Origin of the sequence: Sphingomonas melonis DAPP-PG 224 (genome assembly GCF_000379045.1) — a bacterium.
GTDB lineage: Bacteria > Pseudomonadota > Alphaproteobacteria > Sphingomonadales > Sphingomonadaceae > Sphingomonas > Sphingomonas aquatilis.
In genome coordinates this window covers 2,788,214-2,815,181 of sequence record NZ_KB900605.1, presented here as the reverse complement: position 1 = coordinate 2,815,181, position 26,968 = coordinate 2,788,214, and the positions used below count along the sequence as shown (strand labels likewise).

Genomic DNA, 26,968 nt, shown 5'->3' with positions numbered 1-26,968 from the left:
GACGTACAATGTTTGGTCATGGGCATGAACACCGCCACGGGCGGGGATATCGCCACGCGCGCGATCACGGTTTCGGGCCGCGCGGGGGCTGGGAGCAGTGGGGCGAGAAGCTCGACCAGCGTTTTGCCGAGGTGTTCGGCGAAGGGCGCGGCGGCGGCGGGCGGAGTCGTCGGATGTTCGACGGCAGCGAATTGCGGCTGGTGCTGCTGAAGCTGATCGCGGACGAACCGCGCCACGGCTATGAGTTGATCAAGGCGGTCGAGGAGCTGACCGGGGGCGCGTATGCGCCGTCGCCTGGCATGGTCTATCCGGCGCTGACGATGCTCGCCGACATGGAATTGATCGCCGAGCAGGCGTCCGACACGACGCGCAAGCGCTATGCGATCACCGAGGCGGGTGCGGCGCACCTCGCCGAAAATGCGGAGCTGGTCGCGGCGCTGATCGCGCGGTTGACCGACGTCGGCGAGCATCGCGCGCGCGCCGATCGCGCGCCGATCCGGCGGGCGATGCGCAACCTGCGCACGGTCCTGCAGACCCGGCTGGAGGCGGGCGACCTGTCCGAAGAGGCGGGGCATGACGTGGCCGAGCTGATCGACGAGGTCGTGCGCAAGATCGAGCGGCTGAAGTGAGCGGCACGCCCCACATCTCCGTCGTGCGCGTGCCGACGCATTCGGCGAGCCGCTACCTCCAGCAGCTGGCCAAGCACTGGAGCCACAAGATGACGGTGGCCTTTACCGAGGAAGAGGGGACGATCACCTTTCCCACCGGATCGGTGCTGGCGATGCGGGCGGACAGCGAGAGCTTGGATCTGGTGCTGACCGTGCCCGAGGGCGAGGACACGGGCCGGATGCGGGAGGTGGTGGCGAGTCACCTCGACCGGTTCGCGTTTCGCGAGGCGCCGCTGACGTTCGATTGGCGGGAGGGGTAAGGGCTTTGCGTCCTTCGTCATTCCGGCGAAGGCGGGAATGACGAATAGGAGTGTTCACGCGAAGACGCGAAGACGCGACGTAGAGAGAAGATCGGGTGACGCGGAGGCGCGGCGAGGAAGAGGGATTGTCGCTGTCTTCGATCGAAGGGACGGCAGGAATCCTCTAATTCCACCGTCCGTCATTCCCGCGGAGGCGGGAATCCATAACCTCTGACGTTTCGCTTCCATCGCAGACGTTAGCGTGTCTGGATCCCCGCCTTCGCGGGAATGACGTGTGTGGGTGGGGGCGCGGATCGTGTGACGGTGTTAATAGGGCCTTTGCGGGAATTTTGTCGCTACCAGCACGCGATCCGTCACCCCGGACTTGGTCCGGGGTCCACCGGGCCGCAGGGGGGGCGATAGAAGCTCGGGCCGTTCCCTCGCCGCGGAGTGGACCCTGGACCAAGTCCGGGGTGACGGATCGGAGGGGGTGGGCGGCCTGGCCTTTGCAGAGACCTTGCCGTCGCGGGAGTGACGCGATCCGTGACGATGGTTCAGCCTAGCGACCGGCGTGCGGCCCGTCGTGCAGCTCCAAGTACGTGTCGAGCACCGCCTGGTTCGCCGTGTCCCAACGATATTGCGCGGCCTTGGCGTGGCCGGCTTCGCCCATGCTGGCCTTCAGTGCAGGGTCGGCGACGATGCGTTCGATCGCATCGGCATAGCCCGCAATGTCCTTCGGATCGACGAGGAAGCCGGTGACGCCGTCCTCCACCAGATCGACCGCGCCCGTCGCGCGCGCGGCGACGACGGGAACGCCGGCGGCCATGGCTTCGGTGGTGACGTTGCCGAAGGTTTCGGTGATCGAGGGGTTGAAGAAGACGTCCATCGACGCGACCGCGCGGCCGAGGTCGTTGCCCGACTGGAAGCCCGCGAAGATCGCGTGCGGGGCCTGTTGCGCGAACCAGTCTTCCGCCGGGCCCTTGCCGACGACGAGCACCTTGTGCGGCACGCCGCGGCGGGTGAGCTCTTTCACCACCTCGGCAAAGACGTCGAGCCCCTTTTCCTTCACCAGCCGGCCGAGGAAACCGATCGCGACCTCATGATCGGCGATGCCGAGGCTGCGGCGCCAGGCGCAATCGCGGCGGTCCGGCTTGAAGCGTTCGTGATCGATGCCGCGCGACCAGATGGTGATCGGCGTGGTGACGCCCCATTCGCGGAGCGCCTCGCCCATGCTGGGGCTGGGCGGCATGACGCGATCGACGCGGTTGTAGAAGCGCGTCATGATCGCCTTGATCATCGGTTCGATGAAGCCGATCCGATAATAGCGGAAATAGGTTTCGAAGCGCGTGTGGAACGAGGCGACCGACGGCACGCCGTGACGGCGCGCCCAGGTGACGGCGCCGTGGTTGAGAAACTCGGGCGCGGAGACGTGGATGATGTTGGGCGCGAACGCCTCGAGATCCTCACGCGTCGCCTTGGGCAGATAGCGGCCCAGGCGATATTCCGCGCGGCCGCCGGGCATCGGGATCGCCGGCACCGACACGAGGTCGCCGGTCGGCGGGAAGGCGGGCGGATCGATCGTCGGCGAATAGACGCGCACCGTCACGCCGCGGTCGAGCAGGTGGCGCACGAGCAGGTTCAGCGCCTGATTGGCGCCGTCGCGGGTGTAATTGTAATTGCCGCTGAAGAGCGCGACACGAAGGTCCGACGGGTGCATGATGGCGCCGGCCATAGCGTTGCGATTGCGGCGTGACTATGTCGCTTGGGGGTGGTTGTCGCGCCTGCGCACCGTTACCCCGGACTTGTTCCGGGGTCCACCGGGCGGCAAGGGGACGGCTGGAGGCTCGGACCTCCCCCGTGCGGAGGAGTGGACCCCGGCACAAGCCCGGGGGTGACGGGGGATTTGGGGGCTGCCGATAGCCCGAAATCTGTTCCCTTATCGTTCTCATTCCGCTACACGCACCGCCATGGCGAAACCGCAGAAACGATATGTGTGCCAGGCGTGCGGATCGGTGTCGCATCGCTGGGCGGGGCAGTGCGGCGATTGCGCCGAATGGAACACGCTGGTCGAAGAGGCGGGTGCGGTCGTTACGCCGTTCCAGGCCAAGCATAATCTGCACACCGGCGGGCGGACGGTGCAGCTGGTCGGGCTGGATGCCGAGATCGCGCTGCCCGAACGAATGGCGACGGGAATCGCCGAGCTCGACCGGGCGCTGGGTGGCGGCTTCGTCGAAGGGTCGGCGACGCTGATCGGTGGCGATCCGGGGATCGGCAAGTCGACATTGCTGCTGCAGGCGGCGGCGAAGTTCGCGCTCGCCGGGCGGTCGGTCGCCTATGTGTCGGGCGAGGAGGCTGCGGATCAGGTGCGGCTGCGCGCGCGGCGGCTGGGGCTGGGAAGCGCGCCGGTGCAGCTCGCTGCGGCGACATCGGTGCGCGATATCCTGACGACACTGTCGATCGGCGCGCCGCCAGCGTTGCTGGTGATCGATTCGATCCAGACGATGCACAGCGACCTGATCGAGGGCGCGCCGGGCACGGTGAGCCAGGTGCGCGCATCAGCGCAGGAACTGATCCGCTTCGCCAAGGAACGCGGGACCGCGCTGGTGCTCGTCGGCCACGTGACCAAGGACGGGTCGATCGCGGGGCCGCGCGTGCTGGAACATATGGTCGACACGGTGCTGAGCTTCGAGGGCGAGCGCAGCCATCAGTATCGCATCCTGCGGTCGATCAAGAACCGCTTCGGTGGAACGGACGAGATCGGCGTGTTCTCGATGCAGAGCGAAGGGCTGGCCGAAGTCGCCAATCCGTCGGCGCTGTTCCTGACGCAGCGTGACGAGGGAGTGAGCGGGACGACCGTGTTCCCGGCGCTGGAGGGGACGCGGCCGGTGCTGGTCGAGATCCAGGCGCTGGTCGTGCGCCTCGCCAGCGGCGCGACGCCGCGGCGTGCGGTGGTCGGCTGGGACAGCGGGCGGCTGGCTATGATCCTGGCGGTGCTGGAGGCGCGGTGTGGGCTGAGCTTTGCGACGGCGGAAGTCTATCTGAACATTGCGGGCGGCTATCGCGTGCAGGACCCGGCGGCGGACATGGCGGTCGCGGCGGCGCTGGTATCGGCGCTGTCGGAACGGCCAGTGCCGGTCGATGCGGTGGCGTTCGGTGAGGTCGCGCTGTCGGGCGAGCTGCGGCCGGTGGCGCATGGCGCGCTGCGGCTGAAGGAGGCGGGGAAGCTCGGCTTTGAACGCGCGATGGTGCCGATCGCGCTGGCCAAGGACGACAGCGCGCTGCGGCTGACGGGGTTCCGGACGCTGGGGCAGTTCGTGGATCATATGCTGGGGCGGGGGTGAGGGGCTTCGGCTACTTTCCGTCATTCCCGCGCAGGCGGGAATCCATAACCTCTGACGTTGCGGTTCTCTCGCTATCGGTAGCGCGTTTGGATTCCCGCCTGCGCGGGAATGACGGGGGTGGGTGCGGAAGGCGGGGCGGCCTCACGTCGCCCTCGCACATCGCAGTTCGTCCGATGCAGGACTAGCCGCGGGCGTTCCGCGTCCTTATTCCCGGGGGTCTATGGGTCTTACCGCACTCGATATCATCGTCCTGCTGCTCGTCGGGGGCGCGGCGCTGCTCGGCGCGCGGCGGGGGTTCGTCGCGGAGGTGTTGTCGATGTTCGCCTGGGTGGCGATCGTCGCGATGCTGAAGCTCTTCCACGTCGCGCTCGCGGCCAAGCTGGCGGGGACGGTCGGCACGCCGTCGGGCGCGGCGGTGGCGGCGTTCGCGATCATTGCGGGCGGCACGTATCTGGGCGGCAAGCTGGTCGCCAATGCGATCGGCAAGCGGACGCGCACCTCGATCCTGGGGCCGGTGGATCGGGCGCTGGGTTTCGGCTTCGGCGCGCTAAAAGGGCTGATCCTCGCGAGCCTCGCCTTCCTGTTGGCCGCGTTGCTGGTCGATACCGCGCGTGGCGGGCCGGCGCGGCGGCCGGACTGGATGACCCAGTCGAAATGCTACAATCTGCTCAACGCGACGAGCGCGGGGATCGCCGATTTCGTCGATCGTCGCCGTCGCGGGCTGCCCGTGTTCGGTTCGCGCGCGATGCTGGATCGCGAGGCGGGCCAGCCCGACAATGGAAGTGACCCGCGATGAACGCCCCCTTGTACAATGCCGAAATCCTGCGGCTGGCGGCGTCGATCCCGCACCATGAGCGGCTGGCGCATGCGCAGGCGACCGTGGAAAAGCGATCGCCGATCTGTGGCAGCCGGGTGACGGTGGACGTGGGGCTGGGCGATGACGGCCGCGTGAAGGAGGTCGGGCTGCTGGTGCGCGCCTGTGCGCTGGGCCAGGCATCGTCGTCGCTGCTGGCGGCGGACATCATCGGCAAGACGCCCGAGGAGCTGGCCGCGGCGCGCGATGCGCTGACCGCGTGGCTGGCGCGGGAGGGGGATACGCCTGATTGGCCGGGGATCGACGTGTTCACGCCGGCACTGGACTATACCGCGCGGCACCCTTCGATCCGGCTGGCGTTCGAGGCGGCGGCAGAGGCCGCATTTGCGGCGCGCGCGGAGACGGCCGATGCATGAGGCGGCCGAAGGCGTGTCGATGCTCCGCGACGGGATGATCCTGCTGGGCTTCGGCCTGGGGTTCGTGCTGCTGTTCCGCCGGATCGGCCTGGGTGCGACGCTGGGCTTCCTGGTCGCGGGTGCGGTCGTCGGGCCGCATGTGCTGGGCCTCGTCGGCGATGCCGAATCGAAGATGGGGATCGCCGAACTCGGCATCACGTTGCTGCTGTTCGTCGTGGGACTGGAACTGAACCCGTCGCGGCTGTGGCGGATGAAGCAGGAGATTTTCGGGCTGGGGCTGTTGCAGGTCGTCGCCTGCGGTCTTGCCGTCACCGGTGTGATCTGGGCGTTCGCGCATTTCTCCGTCCCCGCATCACTGGCGCTGGGTCTGCCACTGGCGCTGTCGTCGACGGCGCAGGTGCTGCCGATGCTGCAATCGTCGGGGCGGCTGCGCACACCGTTCGGCGAGCGGGCGTTTTCGATCCTGCTGTTCCAGGACCTGTCGATCGTGCCTCTGATCACGATCGTCGCGGCGATGAGCCGCAACCCTGCCGATGCGGGCGGTCCGCCGGGGTGGCTGCTGGCGCTGTACACGGTCGGGGCGGTGGTCGGGCTGATCCTGGCGGGCAGGTTCCTGCTGCGGCCGCTGTTCCGCCTGATCGGCAATCTTGGCGAGCGCGAGATGTTCGTGTTCGCGGCGCTGTTCACCGTCATCGCCAGCGCCGCGTTGATGGAGGCGCTGGGCCTGTCCACCGCGCTGGGCGCGTTCATCGCGGGCGTGATGCTGGCGGACAGCCCGTACCGGCATGAGCTGGAGGCGGATGTCGAGCCGTTCCGGTCGATTTTGCTCGGCCTGTTCTTCCTGGCGGTGGGCATGATGCTCGATCTGCAGGCGATCGCCGAGCGGCCGCTGTTCGTCGCGGCGATGGCGGCGGCGCTGATCGTCACCAAGACGGCGGTCATCACCGGCATCGGCATGGCGTTCAAGATGACGTGGCGCAGCGCGCTGGCGCTGGGGCTGCTGCTGAGCCAGGGCGGCGAGTTCGGCTTCGTGCTGTTCGCGCAGGCGCAATCGGGCTTCCTGATCGCACCCGAGGCGGCGAGCCTGTTCGGCGCGATCATCACGCTGTCGATGGCGACGACGCCGTTCCTGATGGCGGCGACCAAGCGGTTCCGCGAGGAACCGATCGCCAAGGACGAACCGCGCGACGGCCCGACGGCGGACGGCGCCAATGCGATCATCGTCGGCTATGGGCGCTTCGGCCAAACGGTGGGGCAGATGCTGCTGGCGCAGGATATTCCCGTCACGCTGATCGACACCGATATCGAGATGATCGACATCGCCGGCGAGTTCGGCGCCAAGGTCTATTATGGCGATGGCACGCGGATCGACCTGTTGCGGCAGGCGGGCGCGGCAGAAGCCGAGCTGATCCTGTTCTGCATGGACGGCGACCAGATCGATGCGGAGATGCTGGAGGGCATTCACGAAGCCTTCCCGAAGGCGGCGATCTACGTCCGCGCATTCGACCGGCGGGCGCTGGTGCGGCTGAAGAAGAGTTCGGCGGTCTATGTCGTGCGCGAGGTGCTGGAATCGGCGATCAAGATGGCGCGGGTCGCGATGCGCGATCTGGGCATCGGGCAGGCGGATATCGATCGGGCGGAGGACATGTACCGCAGCCGCGACAAGGAACGGCTGCGCATCCAGATCGAGGCCGGCGACCTGCGCGCGGCGCGGGCGCTGGTCGCCGAACAGCAACCCTGGGGGAATGACCCGCGATGATCCTTGGCCTGCTTGCCGCGCTGTCGGGCGCGATTGCCGTCGCTGCCGGCGCGTTCGGGGCGCATGGCGCGAGCGGCCCGGCGGTCGAGTGGTTGAAGACCGGGGGGCAATATCAGCTGATCCATGCGGTGGCGGCGCTGGTCGCGCTGCGGTTCGAGGCGCGCGGGCCGGCGTGGCTGTTCGTTGCCGGGTCGGCGATCTTTGCAGGCACGCTGTACCTGATGGCACTGGGGGCGCCGCGCTGGCTGGGGGCGGTGACGCCGATTGGCGGCACGCTGCTGATTATCGGGTGGTTGTGGTTCGCCTGGGGGTTGCGGGGGGCTTAGGGTCGCCGTCATTGCTTCGCTGGGCTCGCGATGACGGTGGAGGCGGGTTTCAGCCGAATCCGTAGCGTTTCGCCCGTGCGGTGATCGTCTTGCTGAGGCCCTGCGCGGTGGCGATGTCGCGATCGCCGTCGGCGGTGCGGCCGAGATGGCGTTCCGCGAGGCCGCGGCCGTACAGCGCCCAGACCAGTTTGGGATTGATCGCCAGCGCCGCGGTGAAGTCCGCCACCGCGTCGGCATAGGCACCCTGACGGAAGGCGACGAGGCCGCGGCCGTCGAGGTAATTGGCGTCGGTCGGAACGGCGCGCACCGCGGCGGCGCAGTCGGCCTTCGCCGCATCGATATCCTTGTTCGGCAACAGGCGTGCCCAGCAGCGGCCGTTCTGTGCTTCGGGCCGGCGGGCGTCCTCGCGATGGCTGGCGAGCCACAGGTCGTATTGGCCGATCGCCGCGTCGAAGGCGTCGGATTCGAGGTAGAGCTGCCCCATCCAGAGCCGCTGATTGTCCTCCTTTGGCAGACGGCCGGCGGCATCGTCGAGGTCGCTGATGGCGCCGGCGTCGTTCCGCGCACGCATTCTGAGTTCGGCGCGCAGCAAGCGGGCACGGACATCGGTGGGATCGAGCGCGAGCGTCGTGCCGAGATCGTCCATCGCCAGCACGGGGCGGCGATCGGCGATATAGGCGAGCGCGCGCTGGCGAACGTAGCGCGCTTCCTTGGGCGCGAGCGTGACGGCGTGGCTGAAGGCGTCGATCGCACCCGACAGGTCATGCTGTGTCTGGAGCATCGCGCCGCGCTGGCTATAGCCCTCTGCCGTCGTCGGCGCGGCTGCATCGACACCGCCGACCACGGCGATCTGGCTGGCCGCATCGATGTGCGATTTCGTGTCGAACAGCCGGCCGCCCGTATAGGTGAAATAGATGCGGTGCTGCGCGTTCGACACGTACAGCCGGTGTGAGACGAGCCAGTCGGCGCCGAGCAGCATGTCGTTGTCGAACGACGGGCCGAGATCCGCGAAATGCAGGCGGATGTTGTGCAATTCCTCGTTGCCGATCTTCAGCAGCGCGAAATGGCCAATCCATCCTTGCGTGACGTGGCGGCCGATGCCGGTTTCCCAGCCCGATGCCTCGACGCCCGGATCGCCGGGGTGGACGCCCGCGCGCGCGGCGGCCTTCAGCGTCAGCACGGTCTGCGCGGCGCCGGTATCGAAGACGGTGCGCAGCTTCGCACCGTTCAATTCGGTGGTGCCGACGGTGTGCGATAGGGCGTTCTGGCGCGCTTCGATGGGGATTTCGAAGAAGGGCTTGCCTTGCGTCCAATAGGCCATGGCGAGCTTGCCGCAGCCCTGCGCGCGGAACAGGCGGACGGCGCCGCCGGGCAGATCGTATTCGACATCGCCGATGCTGAGGACGTTCTGACCGAGCAGGCCGGTCTGGCCGACGTCGGTGCCGCCGACGAGGAACTGGACCTGCGGGATTTCCGCACCCGCGAGGCCGAAGTGGCGGACGGTCGTGAGATCGACGTTCGATTCGCCGCCGATCCCCTTCATGCGCAGGCCGACGGGTGCAGGCTGCAGATGGAGGCCGAACGCCTTGGCGACGGGCGCGGGCATCATGCTGTACGAGGCGCCGCTGTCGAGGATGAAGGGGGCGGGCTTGCCGTCGATCGTGGTCTGCACGATCGGGCGCCAGCCCTGCATGGTGATCGGCAGATTGGCGAGCATGCCCGCCTTGCAGGTGGCGGCCTGGGCGGGGGCGATCGCGGTCGCGGCGAGCAGGGTGGCGGCGATCGCCGATGCCGTGATGTGCCGTGCCATGTGCTTTCCCCCCATATGTGTGGGGGAGAGGGTAGAGGGGGAAGCTGACAACTGGCTTACGGGTGGTGGGTGTGAGCTTTTCCCGTCGCCCCGGACTGGTTCCGTTGTCCACTTCGCGGCGAGGGGGGTGGATTGAGCCTCTTGCCGTCCCCTGGCGGCCCGGTGGACCCCGGAACGAGTCCGGGGTGACGGCGTGTGTGAGGCGCGGCCGCGTTACCGCTTCTTGCGGCAGGCGTCGGAGCAATAGACGACATTGTCCCAGTCCCGCGCCCATTTCTTGCGCCAGGTGAAGGGGCGGTTGCAGGCGGGGCAGACCTTGGTCGGCAGGTCGCGCTTGGCGGTGCCGTTGGGCATCAGCGCGGCTGCCGGTCTAGGAACGCCTCGACGTCGGTTAAATCAACGGTCTTGTCGAGGTAGGTCTGCCCGATGCCGCGGGCGAGCAGGAAGGGCAGGGTGCCGGCCGCCATCTTCTTGTCGTGGCGCATATGGTCGACGAGGCGCGCACCGCTGGCGGCAATGCGGGCGGCGGCGAGGCCATCGGGCAGGCCGACGGCGCGCATGTGCGCGGCGACGCGGGCGGCGTCGTCGGGCGGGCACAGGCCGTGCGCGGCGGAATAGGCGAAGGCGAGCGCGCAGCCGGCGGCGACGCCCTCGCCATGGATCAAACTGCCGTCGAAGCCGGCTTCCGCCTCCAGCGCATGGCCGAAGGTGTGGCCGAGGTTGAGCAGCGCGCGCGTGCCGTTGGTTTCGTGCTCGTCGGCGGCGACGATGCGTGCCTTGGCGGCGACGGCATGCGCGATGGCATAATGGCGCGCGGCGGGGTCGCCGGCGAGCAAAGCGGCGCCATTGGCTTCGCACCAGGCGAAGAAGGCGGGATCGTCGATCAGGCCGTATTTGACGACCTCGGCATAGCCGGCGCGGACTTCGCGCAAGGGCAACGTATCGAGGACGGTCGGGTCGATCAGCACCAACGCGGGCTGGTGGAAGGCGCCGATCAGGTTCTTGCCCGCGGCGGTGTTGATCGCGGTCTTGCCGCCGACCGAACTGTCGACCTGTGCGAGCAGGGTGGTGGGCACCTGCACGAAATTGCAGCCGCGCTTCAGGATGGCGCAGGCGAAGCCGACGAGGTCGCCGATCACGCCGCCACCGATCGCGATCACATGGTCGCCGCGCTCGACACCGAGGCCGAGCAGCCGGTCGCACAGCTGGCTGAGGTGTGGCCAGCTCTTGGTCCCCTCACCCGGCGGCAGCACGATCGTCTCGCTGGCGACGCCGGCCGCGGCGAGGCTGTCGCGCACGGTGTTGGCATGGGGCAGGACGTGGTCGTCGGTGACGATCGCCATCGTGCGGCCGCGGGAAAGCGGGGCCAGATGCTCTGCGGCGCGGGCGAGCAAGCCGTCCTCGATCAATATGGGGTAGCTGCGGTCGCCCAGTTCGACCGTGACGCGCGCGCTCATGCCGTCTGCCCCGGCTGACGGATCGCCTTCAGGATCGCATTGACCGTGGTTTCGTGCGGCGACTTGTTGCTGGTGATGTGGATATGCGCCTCGGCATAGATCGGGTTGCGGATCGCGGCGAGCTCGGCCAGCACCGCGCGCGGGTTCTTGCCGCGCAGCAGCGGCCGGGTGTCGCGCCGGCCGACGCGCTCGGCGAGCACGTCCGGGTTGGCGTGTAGCCAGATGGCGGTCGACGATTCGAGGATCAGAGCCCGCGTCTCGGGATTGATGAAGGCGCCGCCGCCGGTCGCGATCACCTTTGGCGTGCCGTCGATCAGCCGGGCGATGACGCGGCGTTCGCCGTCACGGAAATAGGCCTCGCCGAAGCGTTCGAAGATCTCGGCGACGGTCATGCCCGCCGCCTCCTCGATCGCGTGGTCGGCGTCGACGAAGGGCAGCCGCAGGCGGGCGGCAAGGCGGCGCCCCACGGTCGACTTGCCGACCCCCATCAACCCGACGAGCACGATCGCGCGTGGCGGTTTCGCGGGGGCATGATCGTCGGACGGGGGAACAGCGCTTTGCAACATCGGTCTCGGCGCTATACAGCGGGTCAGGACGGGGCAACAGCTCCGGTTTGCGTTTACGTGTTGCAAGGTACGGTATGTCCCGCTTCGTCCTTTCCGTCATCGTCGTTCTCGTGGTGATCGTCGGTGGCCTGTTCCTGCTCGCCGGTCGGGCCTCCGAACGGCCGCAGACCCATGTCGAGAAGGCCGTGACGCTTGCCAACCTCAGCTAGGACGCGCGTCCGCCTGCTGGCCCGGGGTGCGGCGCTGACCGCGATCGCGATCGCGGCGGTGCCGGCGTTCACCTCCGCCATCGGGCAGGAGCGTCCCGAATCGATCCTGCCGCCGGGCTTTGGCGAGCCCGCGTCGCAGCCGGCCGCACGGCCGACGCCGGCGCGCACGGGCGGGTCCACGGCGCCGGCTCCGGCCGCGAGCGGCACGCCGGCGTCCGGCCAAGCGGCCGGCGCCGGCATGGTGCAGCCCTTGCCCAGCGATACGCCGACGCCGGTTGCCAGCGCGACGCCCACGCCGGTGGCGACGATCGATCCGTCGGTGCTGGCGCAATATGAGATGCCGGCCTTTGCCCGGCGGTCGCTCGACCGAGTCGGCCCGGCGGGCGTGCGAGAGGGCGGGCTGGAGGCGAATGCCTTCGCCGGTGCGGACGGGCGCTTCGCCGAGGCGCTGATGCGCCGGGTGGCCGCGCCGCTGCCGTCGCGCTGGCTGTCAATCCTGCTGCGGCGGACGCTGGCAGCGCAGCTCGACACGCCCGAGAATGTCGATGGCGCGGACTTTGCCGCCGAGCGTGCGTGGCTGTTGCTGCGCATGGGCGAATCGGTGGCGGCGCGAGCCGTGGCGCAGAGCGTCGACAATGCGAATTACACGCCGAAACTGTATCAGGTCGCGATGAACACCGCGCTCGCCACGGGTGATCCGGGCGAGCTGTGCGGGATCGCCGATGCGGGCCTCGCCGCGACACACGAGCGCGGCTGGACGATGGCGCAGGCGATGTGCGCGGCGCTTGCGGCCGAGCCGGGCCGCGCCAAGACGCTGCTCGCTGCGGCGAAGCGGCGCAACGTCGCGAGCGGCATCGACTATCAGCTGGCGCAGAAAGTGGTCGGCGCAGGTCCCGATGGTGGGCAGGCGGTGACGATCGAATGGGCAGGCGTCGACGTGCTGACTGCGTGGCGCTTCGGCCTCGCGATTGCGACCGGGGTGACTGTGCCCGATACGCTGTTCGCGACGACCGGGCAGCAGGCGCGCTATTGGTACGCGCTGTCGCCGAGCGTGCCGCTGGGCGACCGGGTGCCCTATGCCGAGGCGGCGGCTGGACAGGGCGTGCTATCGTCGGCGGCGTTGGTCGATCTGTATGGCGCAGTGGACGCTGCCAACGATATGCCGAGCGGTGCCGCGGCGGCGGCGAACGATCTGCGTGCCGCCTATGTCGGCAATGACGTGGATACGCGGTTGGCCGCGATGCGGCGGCTTTGGGGTGGCGACGATAAAGGCGCCGAGCCGTCCTATGCGCGGCTGGTGCTGACCGCGCGTGCGGCGGGGCGCTTGCCGGCGCGGTTGGGTGTTGCGGATGCGCGCTACCTCGTAGCATCGATGCTGACCGCGGGGCTCGATCGCACCGCGACGCGCTGGCGCCCGGCGGTGGAAGAAGGCGGCGACGCCTGGGCGATGATCGCGCTCGCCGATCCGGATATGACGGGGCAATTGAGCTATCGTCAGCTGTCCTCCTACGTCGGGCGCGGCGATGCGGCGCTGAAGCAGCGCTTGTTCTTCGCGGGGCTCGCCGGGTTGGGGCGGCTGTCTGCCGACGATATCGAGCGGGCGGCGAAGGCGCTGGACGTGCGGATCGGTGCCGAAAACACGTGGACGCGCGCGATCGATCGCGCCGCGGCCGACGGGCAGCAGGGCATGGTCGTGGTGCTCGCCGCGATCGGCATGCAGACGCCGCGCTGGGACGGCGTCCCGCCTGCGATGCTCTACCGTATCGTCGGCGCGCTGCGCGCCGTCGGGCTGGAGGGTGAGGCGCGGATGATCGCGGCCGAGGCGCTGGCTCGGGCCTGATCGCGGGGATCATGGCCACCGACCGCGCGCTGATCGAGCGGTTCCTCGAAATGCTGGCCGCCGAAGCCGGGGCCGCGGCGAACACGATCGCGGCCTATCGCAGCGACCTGTCGCTGGCGTCCGAGGTGTTGGGCGGCGGGCTGGTGCAGGCGGATGCGGCGGCGTTGCAGCGGCTGGCGGAGGCATGGCGCGCGCTGGCGAAGAGCAGCGTGGCGCGCAAATCGGCGGCGTTGCGGCGTTTCTATGCCTTTCTGGTCGACGAGGGGCATCGCGCGGACGATCCGGGGGCGGCGTTGCCTCGGCCGGGGACGGCGCGGCCGCTGCCCAAGGTGCTGAGCGTGGGCGACGTCGATGCACTGTTCGGCGTGATCGGTGACCGGCTTGCGTCGGCGACGCCGACGCGCGCGGACCTGCGGCTAGCGGCGCTCATCGAGCTGTTATACGGATCGGGGCTGCGCGCGACCGAGCTGGTCAGCCTGCCGCGCAATGCCATTCACCCCGACCGGCCGTTCCTGATCCTGAAGGGCAAGGGCGGGCGCGAGCGGCTGGTGCCGATATCCGACCGCGCCCGCGCCGCGGTGGCGGCGTGGCGGATGCATGTCGCGCCGGATCGCGCGTGGCTGTTTCCGTCGGGCAAGGGGCATCTGACGCGGGTGCGCCTGTATCAGCTGGTGAAGGCGCTGGCGGCGGACGCGGGCATTCCGCCCGATCGGGTCAGCCCGCACGTGCTGCGCCATGCCTTTGCGACGCATCTGCTGGCCGGTGGCGCGGATTTGCGCGCGTTGCAGGCGATGCTGGGCCATGCCGATATCGCGACGACCGAAATCTATACGCACGTCGACGCCAGCCGCCTCGTAGCGCTGGTCAACACGCGCCACCCGTTGGCGGACCCCGAACGGCGCGGCAGCGGCACGCGTTGACGCGACGGGCTGTGGCCCGTAACCGGCGGCACTATGGCGAGCTTCCTCGAATTTGAAAAACCGATTGCCGAACTGCAGGGCCGGATCGACGAACTGCGGGCGACCGCGGCGGATGGCACCGTGGACATCGCTGCCGATCTGGTGCGGCTGCAGGGCAAGTCGGACAAGCTGCTGCGCGACACGTTCGCGAAGCTGACCCCGTGGCAGAAGACGCAGGTCGCCCGGCATCCCGAGCGCCCGCATTTCAAGGATTATGTCGCCGGGCTGTTCGACGAGTTCGTGCCGCTGGCCGGTGATCGTGCCTTTGCCGACGACCAGGCGATCATGGGCGGCTTCGCGACGTTCCGCGGCACGAAGGTGATGGTGATCGGCCACGAAAAGGGCTCCGACACCGCCACCCGCCTGCGCCACAATTTCGGCATGGGTAAACCCGAAGGCTATCGCAAGGCGATCCGGCTGGTCGAGATGGCCGACCGGTTCGGCCTGCCGGTGGTGACGCTGGTCGACACGATGGGTGCCTTCCCCGGCATCGAGGCGGAAGAGCGCGGCCAGGCCGAGGCGATCGCGCGCTCGACCGAGGCGTGCCTGGCCGCGGGTGTTCCCGTGGTCGCTGCGATCGTCGGCGAAGGCGGATCGGGCGGCGCGATCGCGCTGGCGGCGGGCAATCGCGTGTTGATGTTCGAACATGCCATCTATTCGGTGATCAGCCCCGAAGGCTGCGCGTCGATCCTGTGGCGCACTGCGGACAAGGCGGCGGAGGCGGCCGAGGCGATGCGCGTGACGGCGCAGGACCTCAAGACCTTCGGCGTGATCGACACGATCGTGCCCGAGCCGCTGGGCGGCGCGCATCGCGATCCCGCCGAGGCGATCCGCCTGCTGGGTGACGCGCTGCGCGATGCGCTGGCGTCGCTGTCGGGCCGTGATGCCGCGACGCTGCGGCGCGAGCGACGCGCGAAGTTCCTGGCGATGGGGCGGCTGTAAGACACGGCCAGTGCCCGGTGTGGGGCGGTCGCTTTCGCCCCGCGTCCATCGTCAAAACGAAAAAGGGCGGCGAACCCGTGAGGTCCGCCGCCCTGTTTCGTTCGATCGAACGGTAGCGCTTAGGTGGCGCTCATGTTCGACGAGACGTTATTGAAGGTCGTGGTCAGCTTGGTGCCCAGGCCCTTCATCGCAGCAATGGCGGCGACGGCGATCAGCGCGGCGATCAGGCCGTACTCGATGGCGGTGGCGCCCTTGCTGTTCTTGATGAACTTACGAATCGCTAGCATTCCGGTCTCCATGTTCGAACTTCAGTCACCCGGCTGAACCGGAAACCCGGAGCAGCGGGGACGGGTGTACGGGGGTGAGGTTGCCAAAGGTTTAAGACGAGCGGCTAAGGTATTGCTCAAAACGGCGGATTTCTGCGGCTGGTTAGCCAGCCTTGCTGACCTGGTCGGACACGTTGGTCCACATATTGACGGTGACGCCCGCGACCCCGCGCAGCGCGACGATCATGACCAGCACGACGAGCGCGAGAATCAGTCCGTATTCGACCGCCGTCGCGCCGCGCGCGTTGCGCAGGGCCGGAGCGAGCCGCCGGACGAGACGACGAAGGTACGCACGCGCTGTCATGGCGTCGGCGATAGGGGAAAGCGCTTAAGAAATGGTCGACAGGTGTAACGATATCGCCGGCGAGGCCGTCACGCTGTTGCCGGTCGTGGCGGCGGCGATGCTGGATGGTGAGGGACGCGTGCTGCTGCAGCGGCGCCCGCCGGGCAAGCAGATGGCGGACCTGTGGGAATTTCCGGGTGGCAAGATCGATCCCGGCGAACGCCCCGAAGCCGCGCTGGTGCGCGAACTGGCCGAGGAGCTCGGCATCGTCGTCGATCAGGAGGGCTGCGTTCCGCTGACCTTCGCCAGCGCGCCGTTGGGCGGGCGGCATTTGCTGCTGCTTTTATACGTGATTCGCGACTGGCAGGGCGATCCGGAGGCGCTGGAGGCGACCGAGCTGGCGTGGGTGACGCCCGCGGCGATGCACGATCTGCCGATGCCGCCCGCCGACGTTCCATTGGTGGCGATGCTGGAGCGCTGGTTGACCGGAAACGATGCAATCGGCGGTTGACGCCACGGGGAAAACCGATCATCAGCCGCCCTCCCGCATCGAGGCGCGATGGCGGAGTGGTGACGCAGAGGACTGCAAATCCTTGCACCCGGGTTCGATTCCCGGTCGCGCCTCCAGATGCCGGGACCAGATGTCAGGACGGGGCCTCAGCCCTCGTCCGGCATCTTCACGCGCGCCGCGTCGCGCGCCAGCAGCATCGGGCGCAGGCGGATGCCCAGGCAGATCACCGTCGGCCAGAACAGGGTGTTGGCGATGTCCGACGTCGTGTCGGCCCAGCGCCACGACCCGAAGTTCAGCCGGTCCATGATCTCGTTGAACGCCTCCGCCGCGGCGACGAACGACCAGGGGACGAAGCTGCCCAGCGATCGACGTGTGACGATGCGCGCGACCATCAGCACCGCCATGCCGGCATGGATGTGCAGGATGGTGTCGGGAAGACCGGTGCCGTCGCCGATCCAGTCGATGAATGTGTGATAGAGTTCTGGGATCATGGCGCGCCCATACGGCCTTGCGACCGTGCTGACCATCCGCGGACGATTGCGCCCTCCACACGCATCCGCCGCTTGGCGCGACGGGTTGCGCGCGATACAAGCCGGACTGTCACGAAGTGTATTGCGCAGCTAATACGGTTGTGCGAGAGGGGTCATCATGAACGTCAGCATCGATAACGGTCTGGGTAACGCGGCGGCATCGGAGGCGATGCGCCATGCGATGGTTGCCAGCCAGTTGCGGACCAATGCGGTGAACGATCAGCGCGTGCTGGTCGCGATGAACACGCTGCCGCGCGAGGCCTTCGTGCCCGCCGAGGCGCGCGCCATCGCCTATCGCGACACGGCGCTGCCGGTTGCCGGCGGCCGGGCGATCAACCTGCCGATGGTCACCGGCCGGCTGCTGACCGAAGCCTATCTGCAAAAGGGCGACCGCGTGCTGCTGGTCGGCGCCGCGGGTGGCTATACCGCCGCGATCCTGGCGCAGATCGTCGCCGAGGTGGCGGCGGTCGAAGAGGATGCAGGCCTCCTCGGGCTGGCGAAGGACGCGCTGGCGGGCACGCCGAACGTCACGCTGATCGAGGGTGCGCTGGCTCAGGGCCATGCCGCGGGCGCGCCGTATGACGTGCTGATCGTGGACGGCGCGGTCGAGCATCTGCCCGACACACTGGTCGATCAGGTCGCGACCGGCGGCCGCGTCGTCACCGGCATCGTCGATCGCGGCGTCACGCGACTGGCGACGGGGCGCAAGACCGATGGCGGCTTCGGCCTGTCGCCGTTCCTCGATTGCGATTGCGTGGTGCTGCCGGGCTTTGCAAAGCCTAAGGCATTTACATTCTAGAATAAGTTAGTGGGGGGATGATGCGAGGATTGCTGCTGGGGAGCGTGGCGCTGGTCGGACTGGCGATGTCGGCGATGCCGGCGGAGGCAGAGACACTGCGCGATGCGCTCGCCAAGGCCTATGCGTCGAACCCCACGTTGACCGGCCAGCGTGCGGCGCAGCGCGCGACGGACGAAAACGTGCCGATCGCACGGGCGAGCGGGCTGCCGGGCGTTGCCGCCACCGGCTCCGTCACCGACAACATCCTGCAGGCGAACAACAACTTCCTCAATCCCGAGCGTAGCGGCAACGGCGCGCTCAACCTCTCCGTACCGCTCTTTCAGGGCGGCGCGGTGAAGAATGCGGTGCGCGCGGCGGAAACGCGTGTCGATGCGGGCCGGGCGACGTTGCGCGGCGTGGAGGCGTCGACCTTCACCAACGTCGTCGCCGCGTACATGAACGTCATCCGCGACGAGGCGATCACGTCGCTCAATCAGCAGAACGTGCGTGTGCTGGAGGTGAACCTGCAGGCGAGCAAGGATCGCTTTCAGGTCGGCGACCTGACCCGCACCGACGTCGCCCAGTCCGAGGCGCGGTTAGCGCTGGCGCGGGCGCAATTGCAGCAGGCCGAGGCACAGCTGATCTCCAGTCGCGAGAATTATGTCGCGGTGGTGGGCAGCCCGCCGGTCGCGTTGGAACAGCCGCCGGCGCTGCCCAAGCTGCCCGCATCGCCCAACGAGGCGGTAAGCGAGGCGCTGAACCTCAACCCCAATCTCATCGCCGCGCGGCGTCAGGCCGATGCGACGCGCTACGACATCAACGTCGCGCGCGCGAACCGCCTGCCCAAGCTGTCGGCGGTGACGGGCGGGACCTATTTCACCTATCTGGGTTCGCTGCCGCCGGCATCGGTGGCGCAGGGCGTGCCCAATTCCGGCACCGCCGCGACCGCCGGGCTGCAATTCTCGCTGCCGATCTTCCAGGGCGGTCGTCCCGCCGCACAGGTGCGGCAGGCGGAAGCCCAGCGCAGCCAGGCGCTGGAGGCGGTGACCGCGACCGAGCGGAACGTCATCGCACAGGCGCGATCGGCCTATGCGGTGTGGCAATCCTCGCAGCAGGTGATCGCCTCGTCAGAGACGGCGGTCAATGCCAACAAACTGAGCCTGGAGGGCGTGCGCGCCGAAAACAGCGTCGGTACGCGTACCGTGCTCGAGATTCTGAACGCGGAGCAGGAATTGCTCAACAGTCAGGTGACGCTGGTGAGCGCGCGGCGCGATGCCTATGTCGCGGGCTTCGCGCTGCTGGCGGCGATGGGCCATGCCGAGGCGCGCGATCTGGGGCTGGAGGGCGGCGCGCTGTACGACCCGGTGCTCAACTACAAGCGCGTGCGCAACCGGATCAACGACTTCGCGGGCGATGGCGAGCCGGAACCGGTCGCCACCTCGACCGCGCAGACGCCCGCGCAGACCGCCACCGTCACGCGGAACTTCGACCCGATGCTCGATACGCCGGTTGACAGAAGCCCGGCGTTAACCACAGGTGCGTCCTCGCCGAACCGCCAGTAACGGCGGTAAGAACTCGGGGCAGGGACACAAGAGGGCAATGGGGGACATGAGCGCCGAACCGTCGATGGAAGAGATCCTTTCGTCGATCAAACGGATCATCGCCGAAGAAGGCGAGGGGACGCAGGCGCGTGCCCGCCGGGCGCGTGCCGCACCGCAGCCGATCGAGCCGGAACCCGAAGAGGTGCTGGAGCTGAGCGATCCGATGCCGCATTCGCGGATGGAGCCGGCGCGGGTGGAACAGCCGCGTGTGGAGCGCGAGATGGCGCGGGTCGCCGCGCCGCAGCCGGTCGCCCAGCCGGCGCCCCAGCCCGTCGCGCCGCCCCAGCCTGTCGCGCAACCCGCGCCCCACCATTATGCACCGGAGCCCGAACCTGCGCCGCAGCCGGCGCAACCTCCGAGGCCCGCGCCCGTTGAGCCTGCAATGTCGGACGAACCCATTTTGTCCCAGCGCGCCGCCGCGGCGAGCCTGGGGTCGCTCGAAACGCTGAGCAAGCTGCTGGTCAAGCCGGAGCCGGAGAGCGACGGCACGCTGGAGGGTCTGGTCCGCGAGATGCTGCGCCCGATGCTGCGCAGCTGGCTCGATACGCATCTTCCCGAGATGGTCGAGACGATGGTCGCGCGCGAGATCGCCAAGATTACCGCACAGATGCGCTGAGGCCGACGGCGGGGCAGGGCGTGGCGGCCTGCCGCACATCTCGCGTGTCCCGCCTGACTTGCCACCGTCACGGGCTTTGCGTAGCCATCGGGGATGACCAAAGCTTCCCAGATCGTTTCCGAACTCGACCGCCTCTACCGCGCTTCCGTCGACCGCCTGCAAGCGGCCCTCAACACCTATCTGACCGATGGCACGCCGCCGTCGCCGCAAAGCCGCCTCGACGGCTCGTTCGCCTATCCCGTCATCCGCCTGCGCTATGCCGCGACGAGCGACCGGCCTGCGCCGCCGCGGTCGTTCGGGCGGCTGGTGTCGCCCGGCGACTATACGATCAGCGTCACCAAGCCCGCGCTGTTTGCGGATTATCTGACCGAACAGCTGACGCTGCTGATCGAGGATTATGACGTCGAGGTCGAGGCGGTGCCGGGGCGGCAGGAAATCCCGTTCCCCTATGTGCTCGATCCCGGTCATGCGCTGAGCCTCGACACCGTGTCGGCGACCGAACTGGCGCGGCATTTCCCGGCGACCGAACTCGCCCATATCGGCGATGAGATCGCGGACGGCCTGTGGATCGCCGAAGGCGGTAGCCGTCCGCTGGCGCTGTTCGACGCGTTGCGCACCGATTTCAGTCTCGCGCGCCTGCGTCACTATATGGGGACGCCGTCGGAGCATACGCAGCGCTTCGTATTGTTTACGAACTATCACCGCTATGTCGATGAATTCGTTCGCTGGGGAGCGTCGCAGCTGGGTGAGGGTTCGCGCTTCACGGCCCTGTCGGGTGCCGGCAATATCGTGATCGACAAGCCCGGCGACGTCGACAAGCTGGTCAACGACAGCGCGTGGCGGCGGCATCAGATGCCGGCCTATCACCTGATGGCCGACGATCGCACCGGCATCACGCTGGTCAACATCGGCGTGGGGCCGTCGAACGCGAAGACGATCTGCGACCACCTCGCCGTGATGCGGCCCGAAGCGTGGCTGATGATCGGTCATTGCGGAGGCCTGCGCCCCAGCCAGCGGATCGGCGACTATGTGCTCGCCCATGCCTATCTGCGCGACGATCATGTGCTCGATGATGTGCTGCCGCCCGAAATCCCGGTGCCGGCGATCGCCGAAGTGCAGCAGGCGCTGGCTAAGGCGTCCGAGATCATTTCCGGCCAGTCGGGCGAGGAGTTGAAGCGGCGCCTGCGGACGGGCACGATCGTAACTACCGACGATCGCAATTGGGAATTGCGCTATTCGGCGTCGGCGCTGCGCTTCTCGCTCAGCCGTGCGGTCGGGATCGACATGGAATCGGCGACGATCGCGGCACAGGGCTATCGCTTCCGCGTGCCGTACGGGACGTTGCTGTGCGTGTCGGACAAGCCGCTGCATGGCGAGTTGAAGCTGCCGGGCCAGGCCAATCGCTTCTACGAGCGGGCGATCAGCGAGCATATGCGGATCGGCATCGAGGCGTGCGAGCAATTGCGGCTGGAGGGCGATCGCCTGCACAGTCGCAAGTTGCGCGCCTTCGACGAGCCGCCCTTCCGCTAAGCTATTGAAATAACGTTGGCGTGCGGCGGGACGGGAAACGATCCGCCGCACATGCGTTACGCCTCCGAATCAATCAGGGAGCCGTATCGTGGCCGACGACACCGACACGCCCAAGACCGACACCCCCGCCGCCACGCCACGCCGTCGCGCGCCGCGCAAGGCGAGCACGACGCGTACCACCGCCGCGAAGACCGGCACGACGAAGCCGCGCGCGCCGCGGAAGGCTGCGGCGCCGTCGACCGTCGAGAAGGTCGAGACTGCGATCAGCGACGCGGCCACCAAGACGACGCGCCGCGCTCGCACGGCGGTGACCAAGGCGGAAGGCGCCGTCGCGTCGGCCGCCAAGGCGGTCAAGCCGCGGTCGACCAAGCGCGCCGCGCCGCGCCCGGCGACCAAGAAGCCCGCGACGAAGACGACGGGCAAAAGCGGCGATCTGCTCGGCGGTAAATGGGGCGTCGCCGCCGTCGGTGCCGGTGTCGCGGCCGTGGGCGCCGCCGCGGCGGCCGCGTTGCTGACGCTGCGGGGCAGCACGCCGAAGGACAAGGACGCGGACCGCAAGGCGCATGCGCCGGATGGCGAGGACGCGTCCGCCTCCTTCCAGGCGGGTATCGCCGACGAGAATACGATCCCCGAAAAGGTATGATGCGCGCCGTACGGTCCCGATGGGATCGCGCGGCGGATCAATGACATTGCCGCTGCCCCGTTTTCCGTTCTACACGTCGGACGCCACGCCCGCCGGAGCGGCGTGATGAGGGGTGAGCGTTGATCCAGCTTTCGGTGATGACGGCGGTCGTGTGCGGCGCGGTGCTCGCGCTGCTCGTCGGCGGTGCGGGCTACGCGCTGTTCGTCGGCCGGCGGCTGGCGGCCGAGGCCGACGACGCGAGCGCGCGGGTCCGCGAGGCCGAGGCGCTGCGTAGCGTCTCACCCGCGTTGCCCATGCTGGTGCGCGCGGATGGTCGGGTCGAAATGCCGCCGCGGCTGGTCGATTGGCTGGGTCTCGCCGTCGCGCCTCGTTTCCTGCAGGATCTGTCGGCCGATGGCGCGGGCCTGCCCGCCGACGAGGCGACGGCGCTGGCGAGTGAGGTGAAGGCGGCGCAGCGGTCTGGACGGGCCTTCGTGCGAGCGCTCCACCCGCAGGGATCGGGGCGAGCGATTACCGTGCGGGGCAGCCGCGCGCCGGGCGAATTGGGCGCGACGGGCGCGGTCGTGCTGTGGACGATGGACGCGACCGACAGCGAGAGCGAGATCGGGCGGTTGCAGACCGAGGTCGACGATTTGTCGACTGCGTTCGATGCGCTGTCCGGGCTGATCGAGGCGGCGCCGCTGCCGATGTGGTATCGCGGCTCCGACCTGCGGCTTGCCATGGTCAACAGCGCTTATGTCCGTGCCGTCGAGGGCGCCGATGCTGCCGATGTAATCGCGCGCGAGCTCGAACTGGTCGAGGGCTCGGGCCGGGGCGGTCCACGCGCGGGCGCGCAGGCGGCGCGGATCAGCGGCAAACCGCAGCGCGAAATCCTGCCCGCCACGATCGACGGCGAACGCCGCAGCCTGGAAGTGCATGACGTGCCGCTGCCGACGGGCGGTGTCGCGAGCTTCGCGGTCGATGTCGAGGATTTGGAGCAGTCGCGGGCCGGGGCCAAGCGCTTCGCCGAGGCGCAGCGTGCAATGCTCGACCGCCTGTCGGCCGGCGTCGCGCAATTCGGCGCGGACCGCGGCCTCGTCTTCTGCAACCAGCCGTTCCGCCGCATGTTCGCGATGCGCACCGAATGGCTGTCCGACCGACCCGAATTCGATCGCGTGCTTGAGCGGATGCGCGAGGCGAACCGGTTGCCCGAAGTGCGCGACTTCCCGTCGTGGAAGGCGGAACGGCGTGCCTGGTTCGTGCCGGGCGAGGATGCGGCGGAGGAGAATTGGCACCTGCCCGGAGGCACGCATCTGCGCGTGGTCGCGCAGCCGCTGCCCGATGGTGGCTTGCTGGTCATTTTCGAGGATCGGACCGAGCAGGTGCAGCTCGCCTCCGCGCGTGACACGCTGCTGCGGGTGCGGACCGCGACGTTCGACAATCTGTTCGAGGCGCTGGCGGTGTTCGCCGGCGACGGCAAGCTGCAATTGTGGAACAACCGGATGCGCGCGGTATGGGGGTTCGAGGAGGAATTCCTCGCCGGTCATCCGCGCGTCGATACCTTTGCCGAGGCTGCGGCGCCCAAACTCGCGACGCCCAATCGCGCCGCGCTGATCCCCGAACTGGTGCGATCGGCGACGGTCGAGCGCCAGCAGCGCGGCGGCCGCGTCGCCTTCGCCGACGGGCGGCATTTCGAGTTTGCCGCGGTGCCGCTGCCCGATGGCAATGCGCTGCTGACGATGCTCGACATCACCGACAGCCGGCGCGCCGAACAGGCGTTGCGCGAGCGCGCCAATGCGCTGGAGGCGGCGGACCGGGTGAAGACGCAGTTCGTCGCCAATATGAGCTACGAATTGCGTACGCCGCTGACCTCGATCAGCGGGTTCGCCGAGATGCTGCATGGCGGCTATGCGGGGAAGCTCAGCAAGGATGCGGACACCTATGTCGAGGCGATCCTGCAATCGGTCGAGCGGCTGGGGCTGCTGATCGACGACGTGCTCGACCTGACGCAGGGGGGCGACGATGCCGAGATCGAACGGGTCGACGTCGATCTGGCGGTGGTCGCCCGGGCTGCGGCGGACACGATCATGCCGGCGGCGAAGCGGCGCAAGCTGGACTTCGCGGTGGAGGTCGCGCGCTCGGCGGGGCGGGTGACGGGCGATCCCAAGCGGCTGAAGGAAGTGATCGAGCATCTTTTGCGCCATGCCGTCGCGGCGACGCCTGAGGGCGGGCGAATTCTGCTTCACGCCGACGGCAGCGCGACGGGCGCGCGGATCGTCGTATCGGACGATGGCTTCGGCATGGATGCGGAAAGCGTCGCCAAGGCGTTCGACCGGTTCGGCGAGCCCGGCATGCAGCCGACCGGCGAACGCGCGCTGGGGCTGGGCCTGCCGCTCGCGAAGCAGTTCGTCGAGGCGCATGGCGGGCGGATCGATCTGGTGTCGCAGCCGGGTGAGGGGACGCTGGTGACGGTCGAGCTGCCGCGGCGGTGACGGTTCGTATGTGGATGACACTTGCTTTCCGTCACTCCGGACCGGTTCCGGGGTCCACTCCGCGGCGAGCGGGTTGGTTTGAGGCGTGGGCCGTCCCCTCGTGGACCGGTGGACCCCGGACCAAGTCCGGGGTGACGGAGTGGGGGTGGTGACGTCGATCTTGCTTTCAGACGCGGTGGCGACGGAAGCGTTCGGGGCGAGCCTTGCCGACCGCGTTCGTGCGGGCGACGTCATCGCGCTGAGCGGCGACCTTGGCATGGGCAAGACGAGCATCGCGCGCGGATTGCTCGCCGCGCTCGGGCTACAGGGTGAGGCGCCCAGCCCCAGTTTCGCGATCGTCCAGCCCTATGACCCGCCGGAGGTGCGGGTGCCGGTCCTGCACGTCGATCTGTACCGGATCGAGGACCCGGACGAACTCGAGGAACTGGGCCTCGACGAGGCGCTGTCCGACGCGGTGCTGCTGGTCGAATGGCCGGAGCGGGCGCCGGGATACTGGCCGCATGCGTTGCGGCTGACCCTGGCGCCGGCACCGGACGGCGGACGAATCTTGACAGCCGACGTCCCGGCGTCATGGAAGCCGCGATGGCCGATATGACCCCGCCCGCCGGTGCGCCCGCCTTCCTCGCGATCCATGGCTGGTCGGGCACGATCAGCCCGGTGGCGGGGGATGCGTCGTTCCGCCGGTATTTCCGCGTAACCCAAGCGGATCGCACCGCAATCCTGATGGATGCGCCGCCCCCGCACGAGGATCCGCGCCCCTTTATCGCGATCGCCCAATGGCTGCGCGAACGCGGCTTTGCGGCGCCTGCGATCCACGCCGCCGACCTCGATCAGGGCCTCGTCCTGCTCGAGGATTTCGGCGACGCGCGGCTGCGCGAGGCGGCGGATGCCGACGCCGCGGCGGCGCTGCCGCTGTACGAGGCGGCGATCGACCTGCTCGTGGCGCTGCGCGGGCATGCCCCAGCCGAGATCGCGCCGTACGATCATGCGGTGCTGCATCGCGAGGCGGCGCTGCTCCCAGAATGGTATGCCCCGGCGGTCGGGCTGGATGTCGACGTCGCGGGCTATCATGCGGCCTGGGATGCGGTGTTCGATCACGCGCTGACCGATGCGCCCGTCACGGTGCTGCGCGATTACCATGCCGAAAACCTGATGCTGGTGGGGTCGGCAAAGGGGCTCGGCCTGCTTGACTTTCAGGACGCGTTGGCGGGCCACCCCGCCTATGATCTCGTATCGCTGCTGCAGGATGCGCGACGCGACGTGGATCCGGAGGTCGAGCGCGTGATGCTGGACCGCTATCGCGCGGCGACGGGCGTGGGCGAGGGTTTCATGGACGCCTATCATGTGCTCGGCGCGCAGCGGAATGCGAAGATCATCGGCATCTTCACCCGGCTGTGGCGCCGCGACGGCAAGCCGCGCTACGCCGCGCTGTGCCCGCGGGTGTGGAGCTATCTGGAGCGGGACCTGTCGCAGCCGGCCCTGGCGCCGGTCGCGCGCTGGTTCGATGAGAACGTGCCGCCCGAATTGCGCGGCGATCCGAAGGTGCTGTCCGCATGACCCGTCAGCGATCGCTGCGTCCCGATCCCGGCGGCGCGGTGCCGCACACCGCGATGGTGATGGCAGCCGGCATCGGCAAGCGTATGCGCCCGCTCACCGCGACGCGGCCCAAGCCGCTCGTCGAGGTGGCGGGCAAGCCGCTGATCGATCACGTCTTCGATCGGCTGATCGACGCGGGCGTCGCGAAGGCCGTCGTCAACGTCCATTATCTGGCGGATACGCTGGAGGCGCATGTCACCAACCGGTTCGACGGGATCGAGGTGGCGATCAGCGACGAGCGCGCGCAGCTGATGGAGACGGGCGGCGGGCTGGTGCAGGCCCGCGGCCAGTTGGGAGACGACCCGATCCTCGTCGTCAACAGCGACAATCTGTGGATCGACGGGCCGGTCGACGCGATCAAGCTGCTGAGCCATCGCTGGGACGATGCCACGATGGACGCGCTGCTGCTGGTCGTGCCCTATGCGCGCGCGCATAATCACAAGGGGCAGGGCGATTTCCGCGTCGCGGCCGACGGCCGGATCGTCGGGCGACGCAAGGCAGGGGCGACCGCCCCGTTCGTCTACACCGGCATTCAGATCCTGCACCCGCGCCTGATCCGCGACTGGCCGGAAGGGCCCTTCTCGACCAACCTGTTCTGGAGCCGCGCGATCGAACAGGGCCGGGCCTATGCGCAGGTCCATCAGGGCCTGTGGTTCGACGTCGGCACCCCCGCCGCGATCCCCAAGACGGAGGCGATCATCGCCAATGGCTGAGGTGTATCCTGATGGCGGTGCCAG

29 protein-coding genes and 1 tRNA gene are annotated in these 26,968 nt (G+C 68.7%); 22 read left to right on the top strand and 8 right to left on the bottom strand.

Features of this window, described 5'->3' with window-relative positions:
• Window positions 1-8: 8 nt before the first annotated feature.
• On the top strand, window positions 9-629 hold the full coding sequence (locus SPHME3_RS0113605; protein ID WP_017978648.1) for a PadR family transcriptional regulator: 621 nt from the start codon (window positions 9-11) through the stop codon (window positions 627-629).
• A complete protein-coding gene (locus SPHME3_RS0113600) occupies window positions 626-928 on the top strand; it encodes a DUF2218 domain-containing protein (protein ID WP_017978649.1) in 303 nt (100 codons plus the stop codon). The genes SPHME3_RS0113605 and SPHME3_RS0113600 overlap by 4 nt, the downstream gene beginning before the upstream one ends.
• 538 nt (window positions 929-1,466) lie before the next feature.
• Here the strand turns inward: SPHME3_RS0113600 and SPHME3_RS0113595 are convergent.
• The gene (locus SPHME3_RS0113595; RefSeq protein ID WP_024310529.1) at window positions 1,467-2,624 is read right to left on the bottom strand and encodes a glycosyltransferase family 4 protein; all 1,158 of its coding nucleotides are present in this window, start codon (window positions 2,622-2,624) and stop codon (window positions 1,467-1,469) included.
• Between the two features lie 250 nt (window positions 2,625-2,874).
• Here SPHME3_RS0113595 and radA point away from each other — a divergent pair, with 250 nt between their 5' ends.
• The 5 genes from radA to SPHME3_RS0113570 all read left to right on the top strand — a co-directional run bounded on the left by radA (window position 2,875) and on the right by SPHME3_RS0113570 (window position 7,563).
• Entirely contained in the window at window positions 2,875-4,248 is a 1,374-nt protein-coding gene (gene radA / locus SPHME3_RS0113590; RefSeq protein WP_017978651.1) for a DNA repair protein RadA, read from the top strand.
• A gap of 220 nt (window positions 4,249-4,468) precedes the next feature.
• On the top strand, window positions 4,469-5,044 hold the full coding sequence (locus SPHME3_RS0113585) for a CvpA family protein (protein ID WP_017978652.1): 576 nt from the start codon (window positions 4,469-4,471) through the stop codon (window positions 5,042-5,044).
• Entirely contained in the window at window positions 5,041-5,478 is a 438-nt protein-coding gene (locus tag SPHME3_RS0113580; protein ID WP_017978653.1) for an iron-sulfur cluster assembly scaffold protein, read from the top strand. Before SPHME3_RS0113585 ends, SPHME3_RS0113580 begins: the two co-directional genes overlap by 4 nt.
• Window positions 5,471-7,237, top strand: a complete 1,767-nt coding sequence (locus tag SPHME3_RS0113575; RefSeq protein ID WP_017978654.1) for a cation:proton antiporter domain-containing protein — start codon at window positions 5,471-5,473, stop codon at window positions 7,235-7,237. Before SPHME3_RS0113580 ends, SPHME3_RS0113575 begins: the two co-directional genes overlap by 8 nt.
• Window positions 7,234-7,563: a DUF423 domain-containing protein gene (locus SPHME3_RS0113570; RefSeq protein WP_017978655.1), complete on the top strand. Its 330-nt coding sequence runs from the start codon at window positions 7,234-7,236 to the stop codon at window positions 7,561-7,563. Before SPHME3_RS0113575 ends, SPHME3_RS0113570 begins: the two co-directional genes overlap by 4 nt.
• A 49-nt stretch (window positions 7,564-7,612) precedes the next feature.
• On the opposite strand, the gene SPHME3_RS0113565 is transcribed toward SPHME3_RS0113570, so the two are convergent.
• From SPHME3_RS0113565 to SPHME3_RS0113550, 4 genes are all read right to left on the bottom strand, one after another.
• Window positions 7,613-9,373, bottom strand: a complete 1,761-nt coding sequence (locus SPHME3_RS0113565) for a retroviral-like aspartic protease family protein (protein WP_017978656.1) — start codon at window positions 9,371-9,373, stop codon at window positions 7,613-7,615.
• Between the two features lie 213 nt (window positions 9,374-9,586).
• Window positions 9,587-9,727: a DUF2256 domain-containing protein gene (locus tag SPHME3_RS20735; RefSeq protein ID WP_017978657.1), complete on the bottom strand. Its 141-nt coding sequence runs from the start codon at window positions 9,725-9,727 to the stop codon at window positions 9,587-9,589.
• Window positions 9,727-10,830, bottom strand: coding sequence for a 3-dehydroquinate synthase (gene aroB / locus SPHME3_RS0113555; RefSeq protein WP_017978658.1), 1,104 nt, complete (start codon window positions 10,828-10,830; stop codon window positions 9,727-9,729). The genes SPHME3_RS20735 and aroB overlap by 1 nt, the downstream gene beginning before the upstream one ends.
• A complete protein-coding gene (locus tag SPHME3_RS0113550; protein ID WP_020486482.1) occupies window positions 10,827-11,396 on the bottom strand; it encodes a shikimate kinase in 570 nt (189 codons plus the stop codon). The genes aroB and SPHME3_RS0113550 overlap by 4 nt, the downstream gene beginning before the upstream one ends.
• Window positions 11,397-11,470: 74 nt before the next feature.
• Between SPHME3_RS0113550 and SPHME3_RS21705 the strand changes: the two genes are divergently transcribed.
• Genes SPHME3_RS21705 through SPHME3_RS0113530 form a run of 4 tightly spaced genes read left to right on the top strand, consistent with a single transcriptional unit; the run spans window position 11,471 to window position 15,346 of the window.
• Complete coding sequence (locus tag SPHME3_RS21705; protein ID WP_018250826.1) at window positions 11,471-11,605, top strand: hypothetical protein; 135 nt, start codon at window positions 11,471-11,473, stop codon at window positions 11,603-11,605.
• The gene (locus tag SPHME3_RS0113540; protein ID WP_020493489.1) at window positions 11,589-13,445 is read left to right on the top strand and encodes a hypothetical protein; all 1,857 of its coding nucleotides are present in this window, start codon (window positions 11,589-11,591) and stop codon (window positions 13,443-13,445) included. The genes SPHME3_RS21705 and SPHME3_RS0113540 overlap by 17 nt, the downstream gene beginning before the upstream one ends.
• Window positions 13,446-13,456: 11 nt before the next feature.
• Entirely contained in the window at window positions 13,457-14,365 is a 909-nt protein-coding gene (locus SPHME3_RS0113535; protein WP_017978662.1) for a tyrosine recombinase, read from the top strand.
• A 33-nt stretch (window positions 14,366-14,398) separates the two neighbouring features.
• On the top strand, window positions 14,399-15,346 hold the full coding sequence (locus tag SPHME3_RS0113530; protein ID WP_017978663.1) for an acetyl-CoA carboxylase carboxyltransferase subunit alpha: 948 nt from the start codon (window positions 14,399-14,401) through the stop codon (window positions 15,344-15,346).
• Window positions 15,347-15,465: 119 nt separating this feature from the next.
• Here the strand turns inward: SPHME3_RS0113530 and SPHME3_RS0113525 are convergent, their stop codons facing one another.
• Together SPHME3_RS0113525 and SPHME3_RS0113520 are read right to left on the bottom strand one after the other, a co-directional pair.
• Entirely contained in the window at window positions 15,466-15,633 is a 168-nt protein-coding gene (locus SPHME3_RS0113525) for a Flp family type IVb pilin (RefSeq protein WP_018250824.1), read from the bottom strand.
• Between the two features lie 142 nt (window positions 15,634-15,775).
• Entirely contained in the window at window positions 15,776-15,976 is a 201-nt protein-coding gene (locus SPHME3_RS0113520; protein ID WP_017978665.1) for a Flp family type IVb pilin, read from the bottom strand.
• Between the two features lie 31 nt (window positions 15,977-16,007).
• Here SPHME3_RS0113520 and SPHME3_RS0113515 point away from each other — a divergent pair, with 31 nt between their 5' ends.
• Window positions 16,008-16,466 carry a (deoxy)nucleoside triphosphate pyrophosphohydrolase gene (locus SPHME3_RS0113515; protein ID WP_018250823.1) on the top strand — a complete coding sequence of 153 codons (459 nt, stop codon included), beginning with the start codon at window positions 16,008-16,010 and terminating at the stop codon, window positions 16,464-16,466.
• Window positions 16,467-16,508: 42 nt separating this feature from the next.
• A tRNA-Cys gene (locus SPHME3_RS0113510) sits at window positions 16,509-16,582 on the top strand.
• 30 nt (window positions 16,583-16,612) lie between these two features.
• Here the strand turns inward: SPHME3_RS0113510 and SPHME3_RS0113505 are convergent.
• Window positions 16,613-16,957, bottom strand: a complete 345-nt coding sequence (locus SPHME3_RS0113505; protein WP_017978667.1) for a hypothetical protein — start codon at window positions 16,955-16,957, stop codon at window positions 16,613-16,615.
• 157 nt (window positions 16,958-17,114) lie between these two features.
• On the opposite strand from SPHME3_RS0113505, the gene SPHME3_RS0113500 reads away from it, so the two are divergent.
• From SPHME3_RS0113500 to SPHME3_RS0113460, 9 genes are all read left to right on the top strand, one after another.
• Window positions 17,115-17,795, top strand: coding sequence for a protein-L-isoaspartate O-methyltransferase family protein (locus SPHME3_RS0113500; protein WP_017978668.1), 681 nt, complete (start codon window positions 17,115-17,117; stop codon window positions 17,793-17,795).
• Between the two features lie 17 nt (window positions 17,796-17,812).
• On the top strand, window positions 17,813-19,336 hold the full coding sequence (locus tag SPHME3_RS0113495) for a TolC family outer membrane protein (protein ID WP_017978669.1): 1,524 nt from the start codon (window positions 17,813-17,815) through the stop codon (window positions 19,334-19,336).
• A 46-nt stretch (window positions 19,337-19,382) separates the two neighbouring features.
• Window positions 19,383-19,991: a DUF2497 domain-containing protein gene (locus SPHME3_RS0113490; protein WP_017978670.1), complete on the top strand. Its 609-nt coding sequence runs from the start codon at window positions 19,383-19,385 to the stop codon at window positions 19,989-19,991.
• A 93-nt stretch (window positions 19,992-20,084) separates the two neighbouring features.
• Entirely contained in the window at window positions 20,085-21,521 is a 1,437-nt protein-coding gene (locus SPHME3_RS0113485) for an AMP nucleosidase (RefSeq protein WP_017978671.1), read from the top strand.
• Between the two features lie 88 nt (window positions 21,522-21,609).
• On the top strand, window positions 21,610-22,164 hold the full coding sequence (locus SPHME3_RS0113480) for a hypothetical protein (protein WP_017978672.1): 555 nt from the start codon (window positions 21,610-21,612) through the stop codon (window positions 22,162-22,164).
• Between the two features lie 119 nt (window positions 22,165-22,283).
• Entirely contained in the window at window positions 22,284-24,635 is a 2,352-nt protein-coding gene (locus SPHME3_RS0113475; RefSeq protein ID WP_018250821.1) for a sensor histidine kinase, read from the top strand.
• Between the two features lie 145 nt (window positions 24,636-24,780).
• Entirely contained in the window at window positions 24,781-25,230 is a 450-nt protein-coding gene (gene tsaE / locus SPHME3_RS0113470) for a tRNA (adenosine(37)-N6)-threonylcarbamoyltransferase complex ATPase subunit type 1 TsaE (RefSeq protein ID WP_018250820.1), read from the top strand.
• Window positions 25,227-26,192, top strand: a complete 966-nt coding sequence (locus SPHME3_RS0113465; RefSeq protein ID WP_024310531.1) for an aminoglycoside phosphotransferase family protein — start codon at window positions 25,227-25,229, stop codon at window positions 26,190-26,192. The genes tsaE and SPHME3_RS0113465 overlap by 4 nt, the downstream gene beginning before the upstream one ends.
• Complete coding sequence (locus SPHME3_RS0113460) at window positions 26,189-26,944, top strand: nucleotidyltransferase family protein (RefSeq protein WP_017978676.1); 756 nt, start codon at window positions 26,189-26,191, stop codon at window positions 26,942-26,944. The genes SPHME3_RS0113465 and SPHME3_RS0113460 overlap by 4 nt, the downstream gene beginning before the upstream one ends.
• The last annotated feature ends 24 nt before the right edge of the window (window positions 26,945-26,968 follow it).